An 18,671-nucleotide genomic window follows, 5' to 3' on the forward strand; every position below is an offset into this window, starting at 1 on the left:
GTTTTTAGACTGTTTTTTCAACCTTTAAGATTTTTACATCATAGCTACCAACAGGTGTTTCAATGGTTGCTGTATCACCTGTTTTCTTGCCAATCAAGGCTTGTCCAATTGGGCTTTCATTTGAAACCTTACCTGCAAAGGCATCCGCACCCGCTGAACCTACGATAATATAAACTTCTTCCTCGTCCTCACCAATTTCTTGGATAGTGACTGTTTTTCCAATCGCCACTTCATCATCGGCAACTGAGTCGCTATTGACGATTTCAGCATAACGGATTTTTGTTTCCAAGCTAGAGATTTGTCCTTCGACAAAAGCTTGTTCATCCTTAGCTGCTTCGTATTCACTGTTTTCTGAAAGGTCACCGTATGAACGAGCAATCTTAATACGTTCTACCACTTCTGGACGGCGAACCAATTTCAATTCTTCTAATTCTTTTTCAAGTTTTTCCTTTTCCTCAAGAGTCATAGGATATGTTTTTTCTGCCATTTTTCTCAACTTTCTTTTACTTTATTTTTTAAAACAAAATTATGTGGAAAACCACATAATTTTAGTTTGAACTACTTGATTGTGTTAATTTATTATTGATGTGTTGTGCAACATTTTGATCATGATCTGCCCTGTTCGTAGCGAAGTATACCTTGCCATCTGTAACATCTGCGACAAAGAATAAGTTATCACTCTTAGTTTGATTGATACTTGATTCAATAGCATCCGCGCTTGGACTATCTACTGGTCCAGGCATCAGACCTTGGTTTGTATAAACATTATACGGAGAATTGATGGTTGTATCAATTTCAGTATCATCAGCAAGACTAATCTTCTGACCAAGTTTTCCTTCAGCATAGAGAATAGCAATATTACTTTGTAAAGGCATACCAAGATTCAAACGATTGTAGAAGACACCTGCAATCAACTTACGATCGTCAGTCTTAGCTCCTTCTTTTTCGACAAGAGAAGCAATCGTCAACAATTCATTGACCGTCAAATTCTTAGACTTAATCGTACTGTAATGAGGTGCCAAAGTCTTGTCCATAGCTGCCAACATCTCATCAATCAAGCTTTCAATAGTTGTGCTTTCCTTGATAGAATAGGTCGCTGGGAAGAGGAAACCTTCCAAACGGTAGCGAGCTCCACTCTCTTTTGTAGGCAAGCTTTCAAGTAGACTCGGATATTTGGCAACTTCTTGACTGATAAAGTTCTCATCTTGAACTTTTGCCAGAAAGGCATCCGCTGTTAAAGGCTCTTTGAAGTCACCTTGCAATTGACCTACAGCTTGTGCCATTTGATCAATCGTATAACCTTCTGGAATTGTCAAAGTCGCAAGGACAGGTTCTTGAGCTTCAGCTGTTCCACCTTTTTGTAGTTCGTGGATGATATCTTCTGTACTCATGCTCTTTTGCAAATTATAGTAACCTGATTTCAAATCAGCATAGTTTTTGTACTTAGCATACAAGCTAAAAACTAGACCGTGTTTAATCAAGCCGGCATCTTCAAGTGTCTTACCGATTTCTTGAACATTAGAGCCTTCTGGGATTTGAACCGTTACATATTGCTTAGAATCAGCGTCAACAGGCTGTAAAGATGACTGAACATACTGATAACCGAAGTAACCACCTGCCGAAATCAAGGTAAGGAAAATCAGTAGAGAAATGAAGAAGGCCTTGAAGCCAGATTTTTTCTCTTTCTTCGGCTTAACGGGTTTCGCTCCTTCTCTACGGCTACGACGTGGTGTATCGCTGATGATATCCACTGTTTCTTTAGCAGGCGTCGGTGTTTCTGGACGTGCTTGTTCTTCTTTTTTCTCTGCTTCTGCTGTCTTATAGGAAACAGCTACCCTTGTTGGGGTTTCATTGTATTCTCTTTCAACTTTGCTAGGTCTAACAGGACCTGGTTCTGGTCTTGAGCCACTTTCTTCTGCTGGAGAAGAAGGCACATCTTGACTTGGATGGGTTGGGACGGCAGGAGTTTCTCTTTGAAGGTCATCTGCTGGAGAAGCTGGTACATCTTGACTTGGGTGAGTAGGTGCAGCAGGAGCTTTTCTCATAATCTCCTCTACCGTTGACAAGGAATCAGCCATGAGTTCTTCAGCTGAAGGTTCATTTGCAGGAGTAGAAACTACTGCCTCATCTTCTTTCAGAACTTCATCATAGCGTTTTACTTTTTCTAAATCTCTCAGAATTTGCTCTTTAAAGCTTAATTTCTCTTCTTCTCTTGACTTTTCACTCAAAAGTTTTTCCTCCTTGTTGACAATCCATAATATTATATCTTAAAAGTCCAAGAAAAGCAACCTATGATACTTTTCCTAGCTTATTTTTTCGTTTCCCAGACCATATCATGCCAGATTTCCCCTGCAAAGGTTGACTGGGACAAGCCTTCATTGACAAATCCATGCTTTTCATAGTAGGCGATGAGATAGTCATGACAGGTTAGGTTAATGCCATCTCTCTCATCTTCAAGAGCAACTTCTTTCAAGGCTGTTAGCAATTTCTGACTCAGTCCGAGGCCCTGTGCCTCCTTGGCAATAGACAGACAGGTCACAGAGATATAGCCACCAGGCTCATGACTATAATCTTCTATCTCTTCTGTAAAAGACTGATCTTGCAGATGGCGGTGGGGGCCAACTGGCCCTTCGATATAACCCATGATTCTACCTTCTTTTTCTGCAACCAGAAAAGAGGTCTGTATTTCTCGCAAATGCACTTCAAAGACAGAGCGAGGAATGGCTTCTTCGACTGAAAAATTCTCTAGTTCAATCTCGACGATACGATCCAAATCTTCTAATTTTGCTTGTCTGATTTTCATTTTGCCTCCAGATAAAAGGGATTAAACCAAATCATACTAAAACCCTGGCTAGTTTCATAAAGAGAAGTTTCTTCATCAATAAAACCGTTCATTTCAAAATAGGAAAGCAGCTCATCAGGACTCTTCAAACGAATCCCTTTGTAATCCAGCTCAACTGCCACCTCTTTCAAGGCTGCAAGAAGAAGCGTTCCCAAGCCCTGTCTCTGATGGTCAGTATCAATGACTAAAGAATGTATTTCTAGACATTGCGGATTGTCTGACTGGGGACTTGATAGAATATAGCCTAAAAGTTGATTTTCATCCCTAGCTAGAAGAAAGGTATCCGCACACTTACGGATACTTTCTTCTAAGATATGGGAAGGTTGCTGCTTTTCAGCTGGAAAAGATAAAGCCTGAAGTGTCTCTATCTCAGCCAAATCAGACTTACTTGCCTGAATGATCTTAATTGGAATTTCCATGAGAACATCCTATTGAACATTGCTTGTCAAATTAGACAAGAGACGCTCGAATGAATACTCATAGGTTTGGATATCTCCTGCTCCCATAAAGACATAGACAGCATTGTCGTGGTCTAGGAGTGGAGAAACATTTTCAACTGTAATCACTTGGTGTTTTTTATTAATTTTATTGGCTAGGTCTTCTACCTTAACATCACCATGGTCTACCTCACGAGCAGATCCATAAATTTGCGCTAGGTAAACAGCATCTGCTTGGTTCAAAGCGCGAGCAAAGTCGTCCAACAAGGCAATGGTTCTTGTAAAAGTATGAGGTTGGAAGACTGCTACAATTTCCTTGCTTGGGTATTTCTGACGAGCTGCATCCAAGGTTGCGATAATTTCTGTTGGATGGTGGGCAAAGTCATCGATAATTACTGTATCATTGACAATTTTCTCAGTGAAACGACGCTTAACACCTGCAAATGTTTTCAAGTGTTCACGCACCAAGTTCAAATCAAATCCTGCTGTGTAAAGCAATCCGATAACGGCTGTTGCATTCATGATATTGTGACGACCAAAGGTTGGGATGTGGAATTGACCCAATTCTTGTCCACGAAAGTGAACTGTGAAGGTTGAACCAGTTGTAGAACGAAGAAGATCACTAGCGACAAAGTCATTACCTTCTGCTTCAAAACCATAATAATAAATTGGTGCATCAGACGTAATTTTACGCAATTCTGCATCTTCACCATAGACAAAAAGACCCTTGGTAATTTGTTTGGCATAGTCGTTAAAGGCATTGAAAACATCTTCTAGACTTGTGAAATAATCTGGATGGTCAAAGTCAATGTTGGTGATGATCGAGTATTCTGGGTGGTAAGGCATGAAGTGACGCTCATATTCGTCAGATTCAAAGACAAAATATTTGGCATTAGCCGAACCACGACCTGTACCATCTCCAATCAAGAAGCTAGTATCTGTAATGTGAGACAAGACATGAGACAACATACCTGTCGTTGAAGTTTTTCCGTGTGCTCCAGCAACTCCCATGCTGACAAAGTCACGCATAAAGCTACCTAGAAACTCATGATAACGTTTGTAGCTGATGCCACTTTGGTCCGCATAGGCAATTTCGACGTTGTTATCCGGACGAAAGGCATTTCCAGCGATAATTTCCATATCACCGTCTAGATTCTTTTCATCAAAAGGAAGAATAGTAATTCCTGCCTGCTCAAGACCACGTTGAGTAAAGTAGTACTTTTCAACATCTGATCCCTGTACCTTATGCCCCATTTGGTGCAACATCAAGGCCAAGGCACTCATCCCTGATCCCTTAATTCCGATAAAATGATATGTCTTTGACATGTTTCCTCCCCTATTCTGTAATTCTGGTCAGATTCAACTCTTGGGCAACCCGACGTTCTTGTTCTGTTTGTTTACTTTTTTTATTGTAGATTTGGCTCTTCTTTAGAAAATCATAGTTGTTTTTCTTTGGAGCAGGTGCTGACACTTCTTCATTCTTGGTAGGGATAGAATGAACTTCTTCCGCCAAGATATAATGAGACTGGGTCAATTTTTGACTATATTTGACAAATTCACCAGGATTTTCCTTTTGGAAAGGCGCGGTAGGTTGATTTCCCTGTCTAACTAGACTTGGCTGAGAATGGCGTCTTGTAGGAGTAATGTCCTTAGTAAGATAGCTTGCCGAGCGTTTCTTTTTCAAATCCGCACGCGCTTCTTCACGCGCCACCTCCGCATAGCTCTTTCCTTCTTTTTTAACCCCTAAAGGAGCCTTTTTAGGTTTCTCTACTGGCTTTTCAATCGGTTTGACTGGTGTTTCTTCAGCAATAGGAGCCCATTCTAAATAATTTTTATCTCGATACTCACCCTTGATATTACTGATCAGATCAGACTCATCATAGAGATTCATGACTGGCATTTCAGTCAACATGACCTCGTCATCTGACACCAATGGAAATCGTTCTTGTTTCATTTTCTATTTCCTTTCAACACTTCATTATAGCGTATTGTCTTGATTTTTCAAGTGCTGACTTCAGAAATTCCCAAAATTTCTCTAATTTCTGCTAGGGTCAGACTGCCACGTGACTCTGTGCCGTCCAATACTTGTGACACCAGATGTTTCTTTTGTTCTTGGAGTTCCTGAATTTTTTCTTCAATGGTTCCCTTGGTTACCAAGCGATAGACCTCAACCGTTTCTTCCTGCCCCATCCGATGGGCACGGCTAATGGCTTGCGCTTCCACCGCAGGATTCCACCAAAGGTCAACCAAGATAACGGTATCAGCACCTGTCAGGTTCAGACCGACACCACCAGCCTTGAGGGAAATCAGAAAAGCATCTCTTTCCCCTTGATTAAAGGCCTTGGTCATGTCTTGTCTTTCCTTAGCTGGGGTTGAACCTGTAATTTTAAAAGATGTCATGCCCAAATCTGGCAGTTCTTGTTCAATTTTCTCCAGCATTCCCTTGAACTGCGAGAAAATCAAGACACGGTGTCCGCCGTCTGCTACCTGTACCAACAGGTCACGAAGACTATCCAGTTTGCCACTGGCTCCCTGATAATCTTCCATAAAGAGGGCAGGAGTGTCACAGATTTGACGCAAGCGCATCAAACCAGACAAGATTTCCACTCGACTACGCTGAAATTCCTGATCTGACACCTGAGCTAAACGGTCTCGCATCTGTTGCAACTGGGCTAGGTAAATAGCCTTTTGCTGGTCTTCCAGTTCATTCTTATAAACTACTTCAATCAAGTCTGGTAATTCAGTCAGAACTTCTTCTTTCTTTCGCCTCATAACGAAAGGCTTGATAAACTGAGCCACACGCTCGGCTGGCAATTTCATAAATTCTTTCTTGCTTGGCAGGAGTCCCGGCATGACGATTTGGAAAATAGACCACAACTCCCCCAGATGATTTTCAATCGGAGTCCCTGACAAGGCAAAGACCGACGGCACCACAAATTGTCTCAAGGTCTGGGCTATCTTGGTCTGGGCATTTTTCATGACCTGAGCTTCATCTAAGAAAAGGAAGTCAAAGGCCATCCCTTGATAAAGCTCACTGTCCTGACGGAAGGTAGCATAGCTCGTCACATAGATTTGATGGCTTTCGGCAAGAATCTCTTCACGACTAGCTTTTAAACCATGAACAACAGCCACATCCAACTGTGGGGCAAATTTTTGAAATTCATCTGCCCAGTTATAGATCAAACCTGACGGAGCTAAAATCAAGACTCGACTTTCTTTTGTCACTTGGCTGGTCAGAAAAGCAATAGTCTGGAGAGTTTTCCCCAATCCCATATCATCAGCCAAAATCCCACCAAAACCATAATGATGGAGCATTTGCAGCCAGCCGATTCCCTTTTCCTGATAATCTCGCAAATCAGCCTGAACCCGAGTTGCTTGTCGAGGGAAGTCCTCTGGATGCGTCAAATCATGAGCCAGATTCTGAAATTCTTGTGAAAAAGAAACACGGTCTCGCCCTTCAAAGAAATGGGCTAAACTGTAGGCCAAGGATTTCCGAGCCTGTAAGGAGCCATCTTTAAATTCAAATTGCCCCAGTTCCTGTAAATTTTGGCGAATTTTCTTGGTTTCTTCATCAAAAAAGTAGACTTGATTAGACGAACCAATGTAAAAATCTTGATTGGCAACCAAGGCCTGCATGGCTTGGTCGATTTCCTTCTGGGCAATATCTTGAAAATCAAACTGAATTTCCAAGAGACCTCCCTTGGAAGCAATCTGCACTTGGGGACTCGCTAGGTTATAGAGTTCTTCTAACTTGTCTGATAGGTCAACATTCCCGAGTTTTTCAAAGCCTGGAATGATTTCATGGAAGAAATGATAGACAGACTCCGCTTTTAAAGCCTGACGCCAAGATTGAAAGTCTGATTCAAATCCAGCTACCAAACAGACTTGGAAAATTCTTTCTTCTAAGTCAGCATCACTCGAAAATGGCAATTCTTCTAGCTCTTGTCGGCTAGACACCTGTCTATCCCCATAATCAAACTGAATTTCTAAACGAATCCGATTGTCCTCTTCCCTGTCAAAGTAAAAAGAGGGCGTAAAGGTTTTGATTTGTAAACGTTCTGGAGCTGAGATGGTCCCCATCTGGCCAAAGAGCGTTAGACAGGAAGCCAACTTATCGCGGTCACTGCTATCAAATTGCAGGTGTTTCTTTCCATGTTGATCCACAGGTAGCGCTTTAATTTCCTTGAGAAGACGCATCTGCTGGTCTCTTAGAAAATAAACCTGTCCTTTATGGAAAAGCACAGCTCCCTGATAAAAGACATTGACCCTAGAACTCTCACTGATTTCCATTTCAAAATAATCCGAGTATTCTGTTACTGTAAAGGCAAATAGATTAGCATCAGCATGCAAATCCTGAAAAAGTAGGGTCTGATAGCTATCCACTTGATGGTCAAATTGAAAATGGGGCAAGGTCATCAGTAAATTCACACCCTGCTCAAAAAAAGTCAGAGGAAAAAAGAGGTGCCGACCTTGGTTTTGGAAAAAGAGGTCTGGAACCAGTCCTTCCTCCATTAGTCCGCGCAAGAAAGTCAGAAGTTCTTGACTAGCCTCATCAAAGGATTCCCAAGACAAGGATTCCTCATAGGTTTTCCCAATCATATAAGGCTTTCTCTTCTCGACAACTTTTAAAAAGAGTGGGATATCCCGAATGACGTAGTATTTTTGGCTATTGATTTGGCCGATTCTCAGCGTCCACAAGATATGATTGGTTCCTACTTCCACCTGCCCCACAGCCGACAATTCATAGGCGCGTTCTGATTTTGGAGACAAGATTCGTTCTAAAAATTTGCCACCCAAGGTCACCTTGGTTTCAACGGCCTCTTTTTCCTCATGACCTTCTTCCAAACTTTGCAAGATTTCCTGACCACACTCATCATTTTTCAGAAAATGCTCCAGAGCTGCCAAATGCACACAGTAGCCCCTCTTTTGGAAAAAATCGCAGGCACAAAAAACCAAATCATCCTCTAAACTATAGCGCAGTTCTTCTTCTGCAACGCGAGCGTAGAGCCGATTGTTCTTTTCCTTGATGATATCAACCTTACCAGTTTCATAAAGGGCAACGCCTTCGATACGGACTTTCCCCGGAATCAATTTAGCCATATTTTTACCTTTACCTTATCTTTTTATTATACCATATTTTCCCCTATGAAAATAGCCTCCTAGGAAGACTTTTCTCCTAGAAGGCTGGATTTTTAAAGTTTAGCAAAAGTCGTCACAATCCGCTGACAAACTTCTTGCAGCAGGGATTTAGGCATGGCTATATTGAGGCGGGCATGGAGACTTCCTTCCTCTCCAAAATCCAAACCACGGTTGAGGATAACCTTGGCTTCATTTCTCAAAAGCTCTTGTAATTTTTCATCAGTCAGGTCATAGGCTGAAAAATCAAGCCAAATCAAGTAGGTTCCTTGCGGTTTCATGACCTTGATTTTAGTCTCTTTTCCAAATAGTTCCACCACATAATTGATGTGGTCTTCAAAGACTTGCTTGAGTTCCTCTAACCAATCTTTACCGTATCGATAGGCAGCTTCTGTCGCCAAATAACCCAAGCCTGAAATTTCATGCTGGTTATTGGCCAACTGGCGTTTCTGGTAAGCCACTCTCAACTTAGGATTTTCAATGACTGCATAGGAATTTTTTGTCCCAGCAATATTAAAGGTTTTAGTGGCACTGCTCAAGACGATAGCAAATTCTTTAAAGTCAGGATTGATGGTATTGAAGGAATGATGCTTGTGACCAAAGAGGGCCAAATCTTGGTGAATCTCATCCGAAACCAAGAAAACACCGTGTTTTTGGCAGAGTTGGCCAATCTTCTCCAACACTTCCTTTTCCCAAACACGTCCACCAGGATTGTGAGGGTTGCAAAGAATATAAAGTTTGACATCCTCTTCCACCAAATCCTTTTCAAGTCGGTCAAAGTCAATCTCAAACAGACCATCCTTTTCCACCAAAGAATTGATAATTAATCTACGGTTGTTCAATCTGACACTGCGAGCAAAAGGTGGGTAGACAGGTGTGTTAATCAAAACCGCTTCGCCTTCTTTTGTAAAGGCTTGAATAGCTGTTGAGATGGCTGGTACCACACCCTCGATAAAGACAAGAGCCTCTTTGTCAAAGTGGTAACCGTGTTGTGTGGCTTCCCACTTTTGAACTTCCTTAATTAACTCTTCACTGGCATAAGTATAGCCATAAACCAGTTGGTCTGCGTAAGTCTGCACAGCTTGGCGGATTTCAGGCAAGACTACAAAGTCCATATCCGCTATCCAAGCTGGTAGGACTTCACTATCCGTTTCTGCTTCTTTCCATTTATAGGTATGGTGCCCTAAACGATTGGATAGGCTTGTAAAATCATATTTTCCCATCTTTGTCTTATCCTTCTAATGCTTGGCGCAAATCTGCAATCAAATCTCTAGCATCCTCAATCCCAATAGACAAACGCAAGAGGTCATCTGTCAAACCGTAAGAATGACGCACTTCTGCTGGAATATCAGCGTGAGTTTGTGTCGTTGGATAAGTAATAAGACTTTCCACTCCACCCAAACTTTCCGCAAAAGAGAAGACCTTGAGACTGTTCAAAATATGAGGAATGCGTGTTTCATCGGCTACTTTAAAGGAAATCATACCTCCACGCCCAGTATAGAGAACTTCCTTAACTGCTGGAGAATCCTTCAAAAAGGCGACCACTTCTTGGGCGTTAGCTGTTGAGCGCTCCATACGAAGAGACAAGGTCTTGAGACCACGAATCAATTGATAACTGTCAAATGGAGACAAGACTGCCCCTGTCGTATTGAGATTGTAAAATAGCTTCTCGTATAGTTCTAAACTATTGGTCACAACCACTCCAGCCAAGACATCATTGTGCCCTGCTAGATACTTGGTTGCTGAATGAAGAACGATATCTGCTCCATCTTCAATCGGACGTTGGTAGATAGGGCTGTAGAAGGTATTGTCCACCACCACTTTGGCACCCTTAGCATGAGCTAATTTTGCTAGTTTTTCGATATCAAATTCCAACATCAAGGGATTGGTTGGGGTTTCGATATAGAGAACATCCACGTCCTTTTCTAACTCGGCAATCAACTCTTCTTCTGTATTGGCATAGGTAAAATGGAAACGGCCTTCCTGCTCCACTTGATTGAACCAGCGGAAAGAACCACCGTAAAGGTCACGGACAGCCAAAACCTTACTTCCTACTGGGAAGACACTAAAGGCCAGTACAATAGCTGACATACCTGAGCTAGTCGCTAGGGCATAGTCTGCTGACTCAATAGCCGCCAAGACTTCTTCCGCCTTACTGCGAGTTGGGTTTTTAGTGCGCGTATAGTCAAATCCAGTAGATTTACCAAACTCTGGATGCTGATAGGTCGTTGAAAAATGAAGCGGTGTCACCAAAGCACCTGTCGCTTTATCTGACTTAATACCCGCCTGGGCCAAAATTGTGTTGATGTGTAATTCCTTGCTCATACAATACCTCCAAATCTATAGTAACTATTGTACCACTTATTTTCATCAACTCATTTTCTTCTTTTCAAGAGCTAGTTATAGTTTAAAACTATAGACTTATACTCTTCGAAAATCTCTTCAAACCACGTCAGCGTAGCCTTACCGTACTCAAGTACAGCTTGCGGCTAGCTTCCTAGTTTGCTCTTCGATTTTCATTGAGTATTAGCTAGTAAAGCTAAAAAGAATCCAGAAAAGCTTCCAGATTCTTTTGTGAAAATGATTGCTAGAGTTTACTTTGACTGAAAGAAATCCTGTTGGGCTAAATAGTCATAATGGTCTTTGTTAAATTGGTATTTGCCCACATGCTGACCAATCTGACCGACATCCACGGAAAAAATATAGTCTTCATTTTGATAGTTCCAATTCAGCCTAACTGTATTCAAGACTGGCTTATAAGTAAAATCTTGAACTTGATTCCAAGGCATCTCTACGACTTGATTAGAATGATTTTCTGTTACATCACTAATGTCCATCAAGTAGATTCCCTTAGGTGTGAATGCCAGAATCTTAGGCTTCACACTCGACTGAACATAGTAACTACCTCCTATAATGAAAAAATCAATAAAGGATTTCAACAATGTCTTTTTCTTGAAAGCCATCAGAAAATTCTTTTGCCCTTCAATGCGACAAGTTGAAAGAAATGATGCAATCTGTTTTTCTGTTGCAAACTCCATAATAGCGACCATGATGATACCTCCATAACGATTAGTAAATAGGCAGATAAGAACTCTTCACATAAACGAAGAACTTATCATTTGTTACGTTTTATCTTACTTTTTTAGTAGACAGCATCCCTCCTATAAAATCATCCTAACATGTGCATACTTCCATTAACGCTGGAAGAGACTTTCGAAAATAGTTCCTCATGTTTTTGTTATATTCATTATAACATAAATTCAGTAAACCAATTAAAAAATGTAAACACTTTCAGCCCAAATTTGCCATCATTCTATAAAAAACGACAGCTTCTTTCGAAACCATCGTTTTTCTTGAAAAATCCCTATTTCACATGTTTTGCCAATTCTTCTTGGGCTTTTTTATTAGATTCTTCTTTTTCTTTCAACCATTTTTCTTTGGCTTTTTCATATTCGTCTTTTGTAACTGTCTTATCTTGTAATTTGAGGTATTTATATGATTCAACCCCTTTATTACCAGCCAATGAATATGGTGTTGAGAAAGGAACAATTTTTCTCAATGTTGGTGTTCCGCCTAGTGAAACATTTGGAATTGCTAGAGAGCTATCTACTAACCAAGCTTGGGCATCTGCATATTTTTCATAACGTTTAGCTGGATCTTGCTCCTTATTAGCTTCTTCCAACATTTGAGTGTAGACATCCAGCCCAACAGCCTTGGCCTTGTCATTGGCTTCACCTGGCTCTATACCTAGATTTTGCATCAAACCACCAGAATTAACGTTAAAGACGTCAAGATAGGTTGAAGGATCTTGATAGTCTGCAGTCCAACCACCATTGTAAAGATCATAATCCTTCTGAGCTGCAGTTTGAGCAAGATAACCTGAACTATCATAGTCCTCTGTAGAAAGTTGATGAACATCAATCACAACATTATCTGCACCTAAGACAGATTCTATTGATTGCTTCATGGAATTAATTCCTTGAATTTCAGCCTTATTAGCCAAATCTATAGTTTTATCTAAGTGTATAGGGAATTGAACTCCTTTGGCTTGGAGTTCTTTCTTAGCTTCAGCAAATTTAGCTTTAGCTTTTTCTGGATTGTAGTATGGATCTTGGGCATCTGCAAAGTTGATTCCCTGCCATTCCTTACCATAGTTGACCATCTTAGAGGCTACTACTTCACCAAAGTCTTTTCCGTTGATACTTACGAAGTTTGGAGGAACGACGAGGTTACGCAAAATCTTAGTTGCCCCCTCTTCTCCTTGAGATTGGGCCCCGTAAGCTGTACGGTCATAGGCAAAATTAATGGCTTGACGGAAGTTCTTGTTAAGAACCGCTTCTTGAGTCGATTTCTTTTCAGCATCACTTGTCTTGGAAGTGAATTTATAAGATTTTCTATCTAAATTGAAGTTTAAGAAGTAAGAAGTAGCATCTTGCATGCTATAGATGATATTGTCCTTATTCTTTTCTTTGATCCCTTCGAAGCTTGAACTGTTTGGATAGAGACGAGCATAGCTATAAACACCTTCAGTAAAATTACGTGCTAACGCATCTTGGTCACTACCATCAAAATAAGTCAATTTGACATCATCTACAAAGACATTTTTAGCATCCCAGTAGTTAGGATTTTTCTTGTATTCGATGACCGATTTTGAAACAAAGGATTTCATCAAGAAAGGTCCATTGTACAAAATGCTAGATGGGTCTACCTTCCCAAAATCATCCCCTTTTGATTTCAAGAAATCCGCATTGACTGGGAAGAGAATGGTTGAGGTTGTTTTTGAGTTCCAGTAAGATTCTGGTCGTGTCAAAGTATATTGAACGGTTTGGTCATCAAGAGCCTTGACTCCGACAGTTGAAAAGTCTGTTGTTTTACCAGTGATATAGTCATCTAAACCAGCAACAGATTCTTGCACTAAGTACAAGGCTTCTGATTTTTTATCAGCCGCATATTTCAAACCTGTCACAAAATCTTGGGCAGTTACAGGAGCATATTCTTCCCCATCTGAAGTATACCACTTAATATCCTTACGAAGTTTGTAGGTATAGGTCAAACCGTCCTTAGAAACACTCCAATCCTCTGCCAAGGATGGAACATAGTTCCCGTATTGGTCATTTTCCATGAGACCATCTACCAGATTGGTCACAATATCATTTGTTGTTGCACGGTTTTCTGCTAGATAGTTCAAACTAGATGGATCACTTGAATAAACATAGTTATAGGTTTTTGATCCTGTGCTAGAATTTCCACACGCGCTTAATAAAATACCTGCACTTAACACGATACCTGCAAGCGTTGCATACTTGGCCTTAGACTTTTTCATTTCCAGAACCTCCTGATTTAAATATTTGTTTTATTATACAAACTAACTACTTTTTAGTCAAGTGTTTTTTGACATAAAATTCAATTACTTTCATTATTTATTCTCTGTTTTACATTTCATATCCAATTCTAACAATAAAAAATGAATAAGAGAGTGTTTTGATTTTAAAAAAACTCAACTTATTCATTTTATTTATAAATTATTTTTTTAAGAAATTTTTAATTTTGCTCGTAGGCGATTAGCTTGGGCTTGTCCAATCACCTTGTCCAATAGACGGGTACGAAGACTCATGACTCCGTATACTCCTCCACCCATGGCACCGACAAGGGCTACATATAGGAAACTCCACAAACGTCCACTTGGTTGGAAGACAAATCCTAAAATCCACTGCAATGTCCCTACTACTAGAAACATGAAAATAGTTAACAAACTGATTAAAATGGTTCGTTTCAAAATCACCTTGCGCTTAACACCAGTTACCTTACAAATATCCCGATACATCAAGACGTTAGGAATAATAAGACCGATGGTTGTGGAAATCAAAGGACCATAACTGTGGAAGAGGGCGATGGTAGGTATTTGCAAGACTAGCTTGGCAATGGAACCATAGATAAAATAGAGAACAGCCTTGCGGTTGCGGAACATGGCCTGAAGCATTGGAGACAAGACCATGTACAGACCTAAAATAGTAGACTGCAAAACTGCAAAGACAAACAAGCCCATAGCCAAACTATCTGGCTTGCCATAGAAGACTGTATATAAAGGTTCTCCTACCATAACCACTCCAACCGTTGCTGGTAACAGGAATACAAAAAGCATGGTAATGCTGTCCTGAACGAGACGAGAAGCTGCCTTCAAGTCCCCCTTGACATAGTTTTCAGTCAAAAGTGGTAAACCGACACCCCCAATTGAAACCCCAACAGAAATCAAAATCATCGTGATTTTATTTGGGTTGGCAGAAAAATAAGAAAACATGACAATTAAGTCTTCATTACTGTAGTTGCTAAACCACTTCATGCTATTGATAAAGGTATTTTGGTCCAAGATTTGGAAAAGCTGAATAGCCGAACCAGTCAAGATAAAAGGAATAGCTTCCTTAATGGTATCAACCAAAAGACGCTTGCTGTTAATCTTATCTCCTGTTTCAAAGACTCTTTTGAGTAACCCTTCTTGAGCAAGGAAATAGACCAAAACTGCAAAACTAGCTACCATGCCGACAAAGGCAGCAAAGGTGGATTGGGTAACGGCTGCTAGGTAATCTCCTGAACCGAGCTTCATAATGATAAAGGTCGCTAAGAGCATCCAGATAACACGAATGACCTGCTCAGCGATTTGGCTCATGGCATAAGGTTTGAGGTTATTCATCCCTTGGAAAAATCCTCGGATAACACTCATAGATGGGAAAATCAAGACTCCCCAAGCCAAGCTTTGCATGATTGGGATCAAGTCTTTGCCCACGCCAGACAAGTCTGCTAGCCAAGGAGCAAAGACATACAAGATTAAAGCAAAAACGAGGCCTAGTCCTGTCATAAATCCTAAAAAGCTCCGAATCAGGGCAAAGCTATGCTCTTCTTCTCGCATGGTATTATACTTGGCAACTTGCTTGGCCACCGCAACTGGAATCCCTGCTGTTGAAACCAGCAAGAACCAGGCATAGATATTATAACCCATGGTAAAGAGACCATTGGCCGTAGCTGCATAAGACCCCATCCAGATGTACCATGGGATAATATAAATAGCCCCGAGTAGGCGACTGATAAAGTTACTAGCCGTTAGCCAAGCAGTCCCCCGTAACATCTGGGCCTGCTGGTGATTGTTTTCGTGCGACATAGATTCCTCATTCAATTTTGATAACTAGGAAAAACTCCTTATCTTCCATTATAAACTTTTCCTTGTTACTTGTAAATTTGCGACTTTCGGTTTACAATAGAAAGTATGATTAAGATTGAAACCGTATTAGATATATTAAAGAAAGATGGTCTCTTCCGCGAGATTATCGACCAAGGACATTATCACTACAACTACAGCCATGTCGTATTTGACAGTATCTGCTATGACAGTCGTAAGGCCAAAGAAAAGAGCCTCTTTTTCGTCAAAGGTGCTGCCTTTAAGAAGGAATTCCTGATTTCTGCCATCTCTCAAGACCTCGGTTGGTATGTGGCTGAAAAAGACTATGAGGTTGGTATTCCTGCTATTATCGTCAGTGATATCAAGAAAGCCATGAGTTTGATTGCCATGGAGTTTTATGGCAATCCACAGAAAAAACTTAAACTCCTTGCCTTTACTGGTACTAAGGGTAAGACAACAGCAGCCTATTTCGCCTATAACATTTTATCTCAAAGTCACCGACCTGCAATGTTGTCGACCATGAACACAACTCTAGATGGCAAGACTTTCTTTAAATCTGCATTGACAACTCCTGAGAGTATTGACCTCTTTGATATGATGCATCAAGCTGTACAAAATGACCGTACCCACCTCATCATGGAAGTCTCCAGTCAAGCCTATCTGGTCAAACGTGTCTATGGTCTAACCTTTGATGTGGGAGTTTTCCTCAATATCAGCCCCGACCATATCGGCCCGATTGAACACCCTAGCTTTGAAGACTACTTCTACCACAAGCGTCTCTTGATGGAAAATAGCCGAGCAGTCATCGTTAACAGTGACATGGACCACTTTTCTGTCTTGAAAGAACAAGTGGCAGATCAAGACCATGATTTCTATGGTAGCCAATCAAATAATCAAATCGAGAATTCCAAAGCCTTTAGCTTTTCAGCTAGTGGGAAACTGGCTGGTGATTATGATATCCAACTGATTGGTCACTTCAACCAAGAAAATGCCGTTGCTGCTGGACTTGCTTGCCTCCGTCTCGGAGCTAGTCTTGAGGACATCAAAAAAGGAATTGCTGCAACCCGCGTTCCTGGTCGTATGGAAGTCCTCACTCAGAAAAATGGAGCCAAGGTCTTCATCGACTATGCCCACAATGGTGATAGTCTCAAAAAACTCATCAATGTGGTTGAAACTCATCAAACTGGAAAAATTGCTCTGGTTCTGGGTTCGACAGGAAATAAAGGAGAAAGCCGTCGTAAGGACTTTGGCCTCCTCCTTAATCAACATCCTGAGATTCAAGTCTTTCTGACTGCTGATGACCCCAACTACGAAAACCCAATGGCCATTGCGGATGAAATTAGTAGCTATATCGATCATCCTGTTGAAAAAATTGCGGATCGCCAAGAAGCCATCAAGGCAGCTATGGCTATCACAAATCACGAATTAGATGCAGTTATTATCGCCGGTAAGGGTGCCGATTGCTACCAAATCGTCCAAGGCAAGAAAGAATCCTATCCTGGAGATGCAGCCGTCGCAGAAAATTATTTATAAGATAGTAAAAAATCAAGGGAATAGAACCCTTGATTTTTTCTATTTTTATTTAAAAGCGTTTTTCAAACCTTCAACGGCACCTTCTACAGCACCTTTAGCGTCTTCTACAACGTCTTTTGCCTTAGCAACTGTTTTTTCAACAGCTCCTTCAAGTTCTGTCTTGCTATCCCCAGTAACTTTACCAAATCCTTCTTTGATAGCGCCTGTTGCTTGTTCCAATTTGTTTTCAAGTGACATATGATTGTCTCCTTTAGTTTATTCCGATATGTGTTACCGGTTACATATAGTTTATACCGAATACTAAGGAAAGTCAAACAATGTGCTCAGAAACAAGAAATCACGCCAAGTAGAAAGTTAATCTTTCCTTATCAAAATCGATAGCCAACTCATACTTTCCATCTTCATTTTGAACAATATAACCTAGTACAACTAAACTGTCCACAAAGATATCACGGCGTTTCTGCATAAGCTGGTCTTTTTTGAGAAATTTCAACAAAAAAGTTGTCATGTATTTGAGAGCATACTCAGGATTAACATCTCCTAAAATGTCATAAAGTTCCTGCTGTTTTTCTGTCAAAGGATACTGATGTTTGACCTTATAGAAATAATTAGAAAGGGTCATTTTAGTGCGCGCAAAGTCTGTCTTTTCAACTAAAATAGCTGCATTGGTTTGATTACGCAATTCCGTCTCAAAACTCTTCTGTAACAAAGCTTGATAGACCGGACTAGCTTCGCTGACAAAAATCTCTTGATCCAGTTCGAGACTATCGAGTGATTCAAGCATAGGAAGATTGAGATAATAACGCTTATTTTCTCGTAGAATCAAGCCTGCCTTTATATACTCTTCCATGAGTTTGTCAACTGCTACATCTGGAAATTGAGCCTTAATTTCTCGCAAAATAACATCCTCATGCTGGTCCAGATAGCGGATCAATTCTCTAAAAAATGGCTGTCTCGTCAAACGAGATGGATTAAAAATCTGAATCATGAAGATTCCTTTCTTTACTTTCTAACAGAGGCGATGTTGCCAACTGACTAGGATTGGTCCCAGCTTGGTTCAGAGGAACAGGAAGACCTAGTTCTCTATAATACTCTCTCCAAAAATCACTAATCTCCTGAGTCCCATCCCCAAATTTCATAGGAATGGTTTCAAAAATCGGTAGGATTTCTGCTATGTACTGGGAACAGTAAAAACCAGCTTCATCTGGATAGAAAGAAGCATTATAAGGAGCTCCAAGATGTTTGAAAGCTCTTTCCTCCACCGAATGGATATCCATTTCTGGGTAGACATAAAGGTCGTACAAGTGATTGGGCTCAAAGAAGTCTGCTGGTTCCTGACAGACAACACCCGCTTTTCCACTAGCGTGGTAAATCATCCCATCCAAACAAATGGCAACATGGTTATAGTTGCCTGTGGAAGTCTGGATTGCCTGTCCCGTATCTGACTCATCTCTCACAAAATCATACTCTTCGAAAATCTCTTCAAACCACGTCAGCGTCGCCTTACCGTACTCAAGTACAGCTTGCGGCTAGCTTCCTAGTTTGCTCTTTG

Annotated in this window: 16 protein-coding genes; 1 reads left to right on the plus strand and 15 read right to left on the minus strand. The window is 40.8% G+C overall.

Translation table 11 applies throughout. The features are described from left to right. Positions 1-4: 4 nt before the first annotated feature. The 12 genes from greA to ADI58_RS03475 form a co-directional block, all read right to left on the minus strand. Entirely contained in the window at positions 5-487 is a 483-nt protein-coding gene (gene greA, locus ADI58_RS03420) for a transcription elongation factor GreA (protein WP_049521464.1), read from the minus strand. 61 nt (positions 488-548) lie between these two features. Further along, the gene (gene mltG / locus ADI58_RS03425; RefSeq protein WP_049521465.1) at positions 549-2,228 is read right to left on the minus strand and encodes an endolytic transglycosylase MltG; all 1,680 of its coding nucleotides are present in this window, start codon (positions 2,226-2,228) and stop codon (positions 549-551) included. Between the two features lie 80 nt (positions 2,229-2,308). Then, positions 2,309-2,803, minus strand: coding sequence for a GNAT family N-acetyltransferase (locus ADI58_RS03430; RefSeq protein WP_049521466.1), 495 nt, complete (start codon positions 2,801-2,803; stop codon positions 2,309-2,311). Beyond that, entirely contained in the window at positions 2,800-3,261 is a 462-nt protein-coding gene (locus tag ADI58_RS03435) for a GNAT family N-acetyltransferase (protein WP_049521467.1), read from the minus strand. Before ADI58_RS03435 ends, ADI58_RS03430 begins: the two co-directional genes overlap by 4 nt. Before the next feature lie 9 nt (positions 3,262-3,270). Continuing rightward, positions 3,271-4,605 carry a UDP-N-acetylmuramate--L-alanine ligase gene (gene murC / locus ADI58_RS03440; RefSeq protein ID WP_049521468.1) on the minus strand — a complete coding sequence of 445 codons (1,335 nt, stop codon included), beginning with the start codon at positions 4,603-4,605 and terminating at the stop codon, positions 3,271-3,273. Between the two features lie 10 nt (positions 4,606-4,615). After that, entirely contained in the window at positions 4,616-5,233 is a 618-nt protein-coding gene (gene zapJ / locus ADI58_RS03445) for a divisome accessory protein ZapJ (protein WP_049521469.1), read from the minus strand. Between the two features lie 47 nt (positions 5,234-5,280). Beyond that, a complete protein-coding gene (locus tag ADI58_RS03450) occupies positions 5,281-8,379 on the minus strand; it encodes a pilus expression-regulating Snf2 family helicase (RefSeq protein ID WP_049521470.1) in 3,099 nt (1,032 codons plus the stop codon). Positions 8,380-8,471: 92 nt separating this feature from the next. Further along, entirely contained in the window at positions 8,472-9,638 is a 1,167-nt protein-coding gene (locus ADI58_RS03455) for a PatB family C-S lyase (RefSeq protein ID WP_049521471.1), read from the minus strand. Positions 9,639-9,645: 7 nt separating this feature from the next. Beyond that, the gene (locus ADI58_RS03460) at positions 9,646-10,740 is read right to left on the minus strand and encodes a cystathionine gamma-synthase (RefSeq protein ID WP_049521472.1); all 1,095 of its coding nucleotides are present in this window, start codon (positions 10,738-10,740) and stop codon (positions 9,646-9,648) included. 269 nt (positions 10,741-11,009) lie between these two features. Next, positions 11,010-11,465, minus strand: coding sequence for a hypothetical protein (locus ADI58_RS03465; protein ID WP_049521473.1), 456 nt, complete (start codon positions 11,463-11,465; stop codon positions 11,010-11,012). A 314-nt stretch (positions 11,466-11,779) separates the two neighbouring features. After that, entirely contained in the window at positions 11,780-13,738 is a 1,959-nt protein-coding gene (locus ADI58_RS03470; RefSeq protein ID WP_049521474.1) for a peptide ABC transporter substrate-binding protein, read from the minus strand. A 207-nt stretch (positions 13,739-13,945) separates the two neighbouring features. Beyond that, positions 13,946-15,568 carry a putative polysaccharide biosynthesis protein gene (locus tag ADI58_RS03475; protein WP_049521475.1) on the minus strand — a complete coding sequence of 541 codons (1,623 nt, stop codon included), beginning with the start codon at positions 15,566-15,568 and terminating at the stop codon, positions 13,946-13,948. A gap of 105 nt (positions 15,569-15,673) precedes the next feature. Between ADI58_RS03475 and ADI58_RS03480 the strand changes: the two genes are divergently transcribed. Next, positions 15,674-17,119 (plus strand): UDP-N-acetylmuramoyl-L-alanyl-D-glutamate--L-lysine ligase, encoded by a 1,446-nt coding sequence (locus ADI58_RS03480; RefSeq protein WP_049521476.1) that lies wholly within the window; start codon positions 15,674-15,676, stop codon positions 17,117-17,119. Between the two features lie 45 nt (positions 17,120-17,164). On the opposite strand, the gene ADI58_RS03485 is transcribed toward ADI58_RS03480, so the two are convergent. The 3 genes from ADI58_RS03485 to ADI58_RS03495 form a co-directional block, all read right to left on the minus strand. Next, complete coding sequence (locus ADI58_RS03485) at positions 17,165-17,356, minus strand: CsbD family protein (protein ID WP_049521477.1); 192 nt, start codon at positions 17,354-17,356, stop codon at positions 17,165-17,167. A gap of 100 nt (positions 17,357-17,456) precedes the next feature. After that, on the minus strand, positions 17,457-18,107 hold the full coding sequence (locus ADI58_RS03490) for a DUF1803 domain-containing protein (protein ID WP_065428649.1): 651 nt from the start codon (positions 18,105-18,107) through the stop codon (positions 17,457-17,459). Next, complete coding sequence (locus tag ADI58_RS03495; RefSeq protein ID WP_049521478.1) at positions 18,091-18,597, minus strand: YiiX/YebB-like N1pC/P60 family cysteine hydrolase; 507 nt, start codon at positions 18,595-18,597, stop codon at positions 18,091-18,093. The genes ADI58_RS03490 and ADI58_RS03495 overlap by 17 nt, the downstream gene beginning before the upstream one ends. Positions 18,598-18,671: the final 74 nt, after the last annotated feature.

Source organism: Streptococcus mitis, from assembly GCF_001074635.1.
Lineage (GTDB): Bacteria > Bacillota > Bacilli > Lactobacillales > Streptococcaceae > Streptococcus > Streptococcus mitis_E.

What these genes read in the sequence shown, in the direction of transcription:
- greA (WP_049521464.1), bottom strand. Translation starts at nt 487, where the DNA reads ATGGCAGAAAAAACATATCCTATGACTCTTGAGGAAAAGGAAAAACTT.
- ADI58_RS03430 (WP_049521466.1), bottom strand. Translation starts at nt 2,803, where the DNA reads ATGAAAATCAGACAAGCAAAATTAGAAGATTTGGATCGTATCGTCGAG.
- ADI58_RS03435 (WP_049521467.1), bottom strand. Translation starts at nt 3,261, where the DNA reads ATGGAAATTCCAATTAAGATCATTCAGGCAAGTAAGTCTGATTTGGCT.
- murC (WP_049521468.1), bottom strand. Translation starts at nt 4,605, where the DNA reads ATGTCAAAGACATATCATTTTATCGGAATTAAGGGATCAGGGATGAGT.
- zapJ (WP_049521469.1), bottom strand. Translation starts at nt 5,233, where the DNA reads ATGAAACAAGAACGATTTCCATTGGTGTCAGATGACGAGGTCATGTTG.
- ADI58_RS03450 (WP_049521470.1), bottom strand. Translation starts at nt 8,379, where the DNA reads ATGGCTAAATTGATTCCGGGGAAAGTCCGTATCGAAGGCGTTGCCCTT.
- ADI58_RS03455 (WP_049521471.1), bottom strand. Translation starts at nt 9,638, where the DNA reads ATGGGAAAATATGATTTTACAAGCCTATCCAATCGTTTAGGGCACCAT.
- ADI58_RS03460 (WP_049521472.1), bottom strand. Translation starts at nt 10,740, where the DNA reads ATGAGCAAGGAATTACACATCAACACAATTTTGGCCCAGGCGGGTATT.
- ADI58_RS03465 (WP_049521473.1), bottom strand. Translation starts at nt 11,465, where the DNA reads ATGGTCGCTATTATGGAGTTTGCAACAGAAAAACAGATTGCATCATTT.
- ADI58_RS03470 (WP_049521474.1), bottom strand. Translation starts at nt 13,738, where the DNA reads ATGAAAAAGTCTAAGGCCAAGTATGCAACGCTTGCAGGTATCGTGTTA.
- ADI58_RS03475 (WP_049521475.1), bottom strand. Translation starts at nt 15,568, where the DNA reads ATGTCGCACGAAAACAATCACCAGCAGGCCCAGATGTTACGGGGGACT.
- ADI58_RS03480 (WP_049521476.1), top strand. Translation starts at nt 15,674, where the DNA reads ATGATTAAGATTGAAACCGTATTAGATATATTAAAGAAAGATGGTCTC.
- ADI58_RS03485 (WP_049521477.1), bottom strand. Translation starts at nt 17,356, where the DNA reads ATGTCACTTGAAAACAAATTGGAACAAGCAACAGGCGCTATCAAAGAA.
- ADI58_RS03490 (WP_065428649.1), bottom strand. Translation starts at nt 18,107, where the DNA reads ATGATTCAGATTTTTAATCCATCTCGTTTGACGAGACAGCCATTTTTT.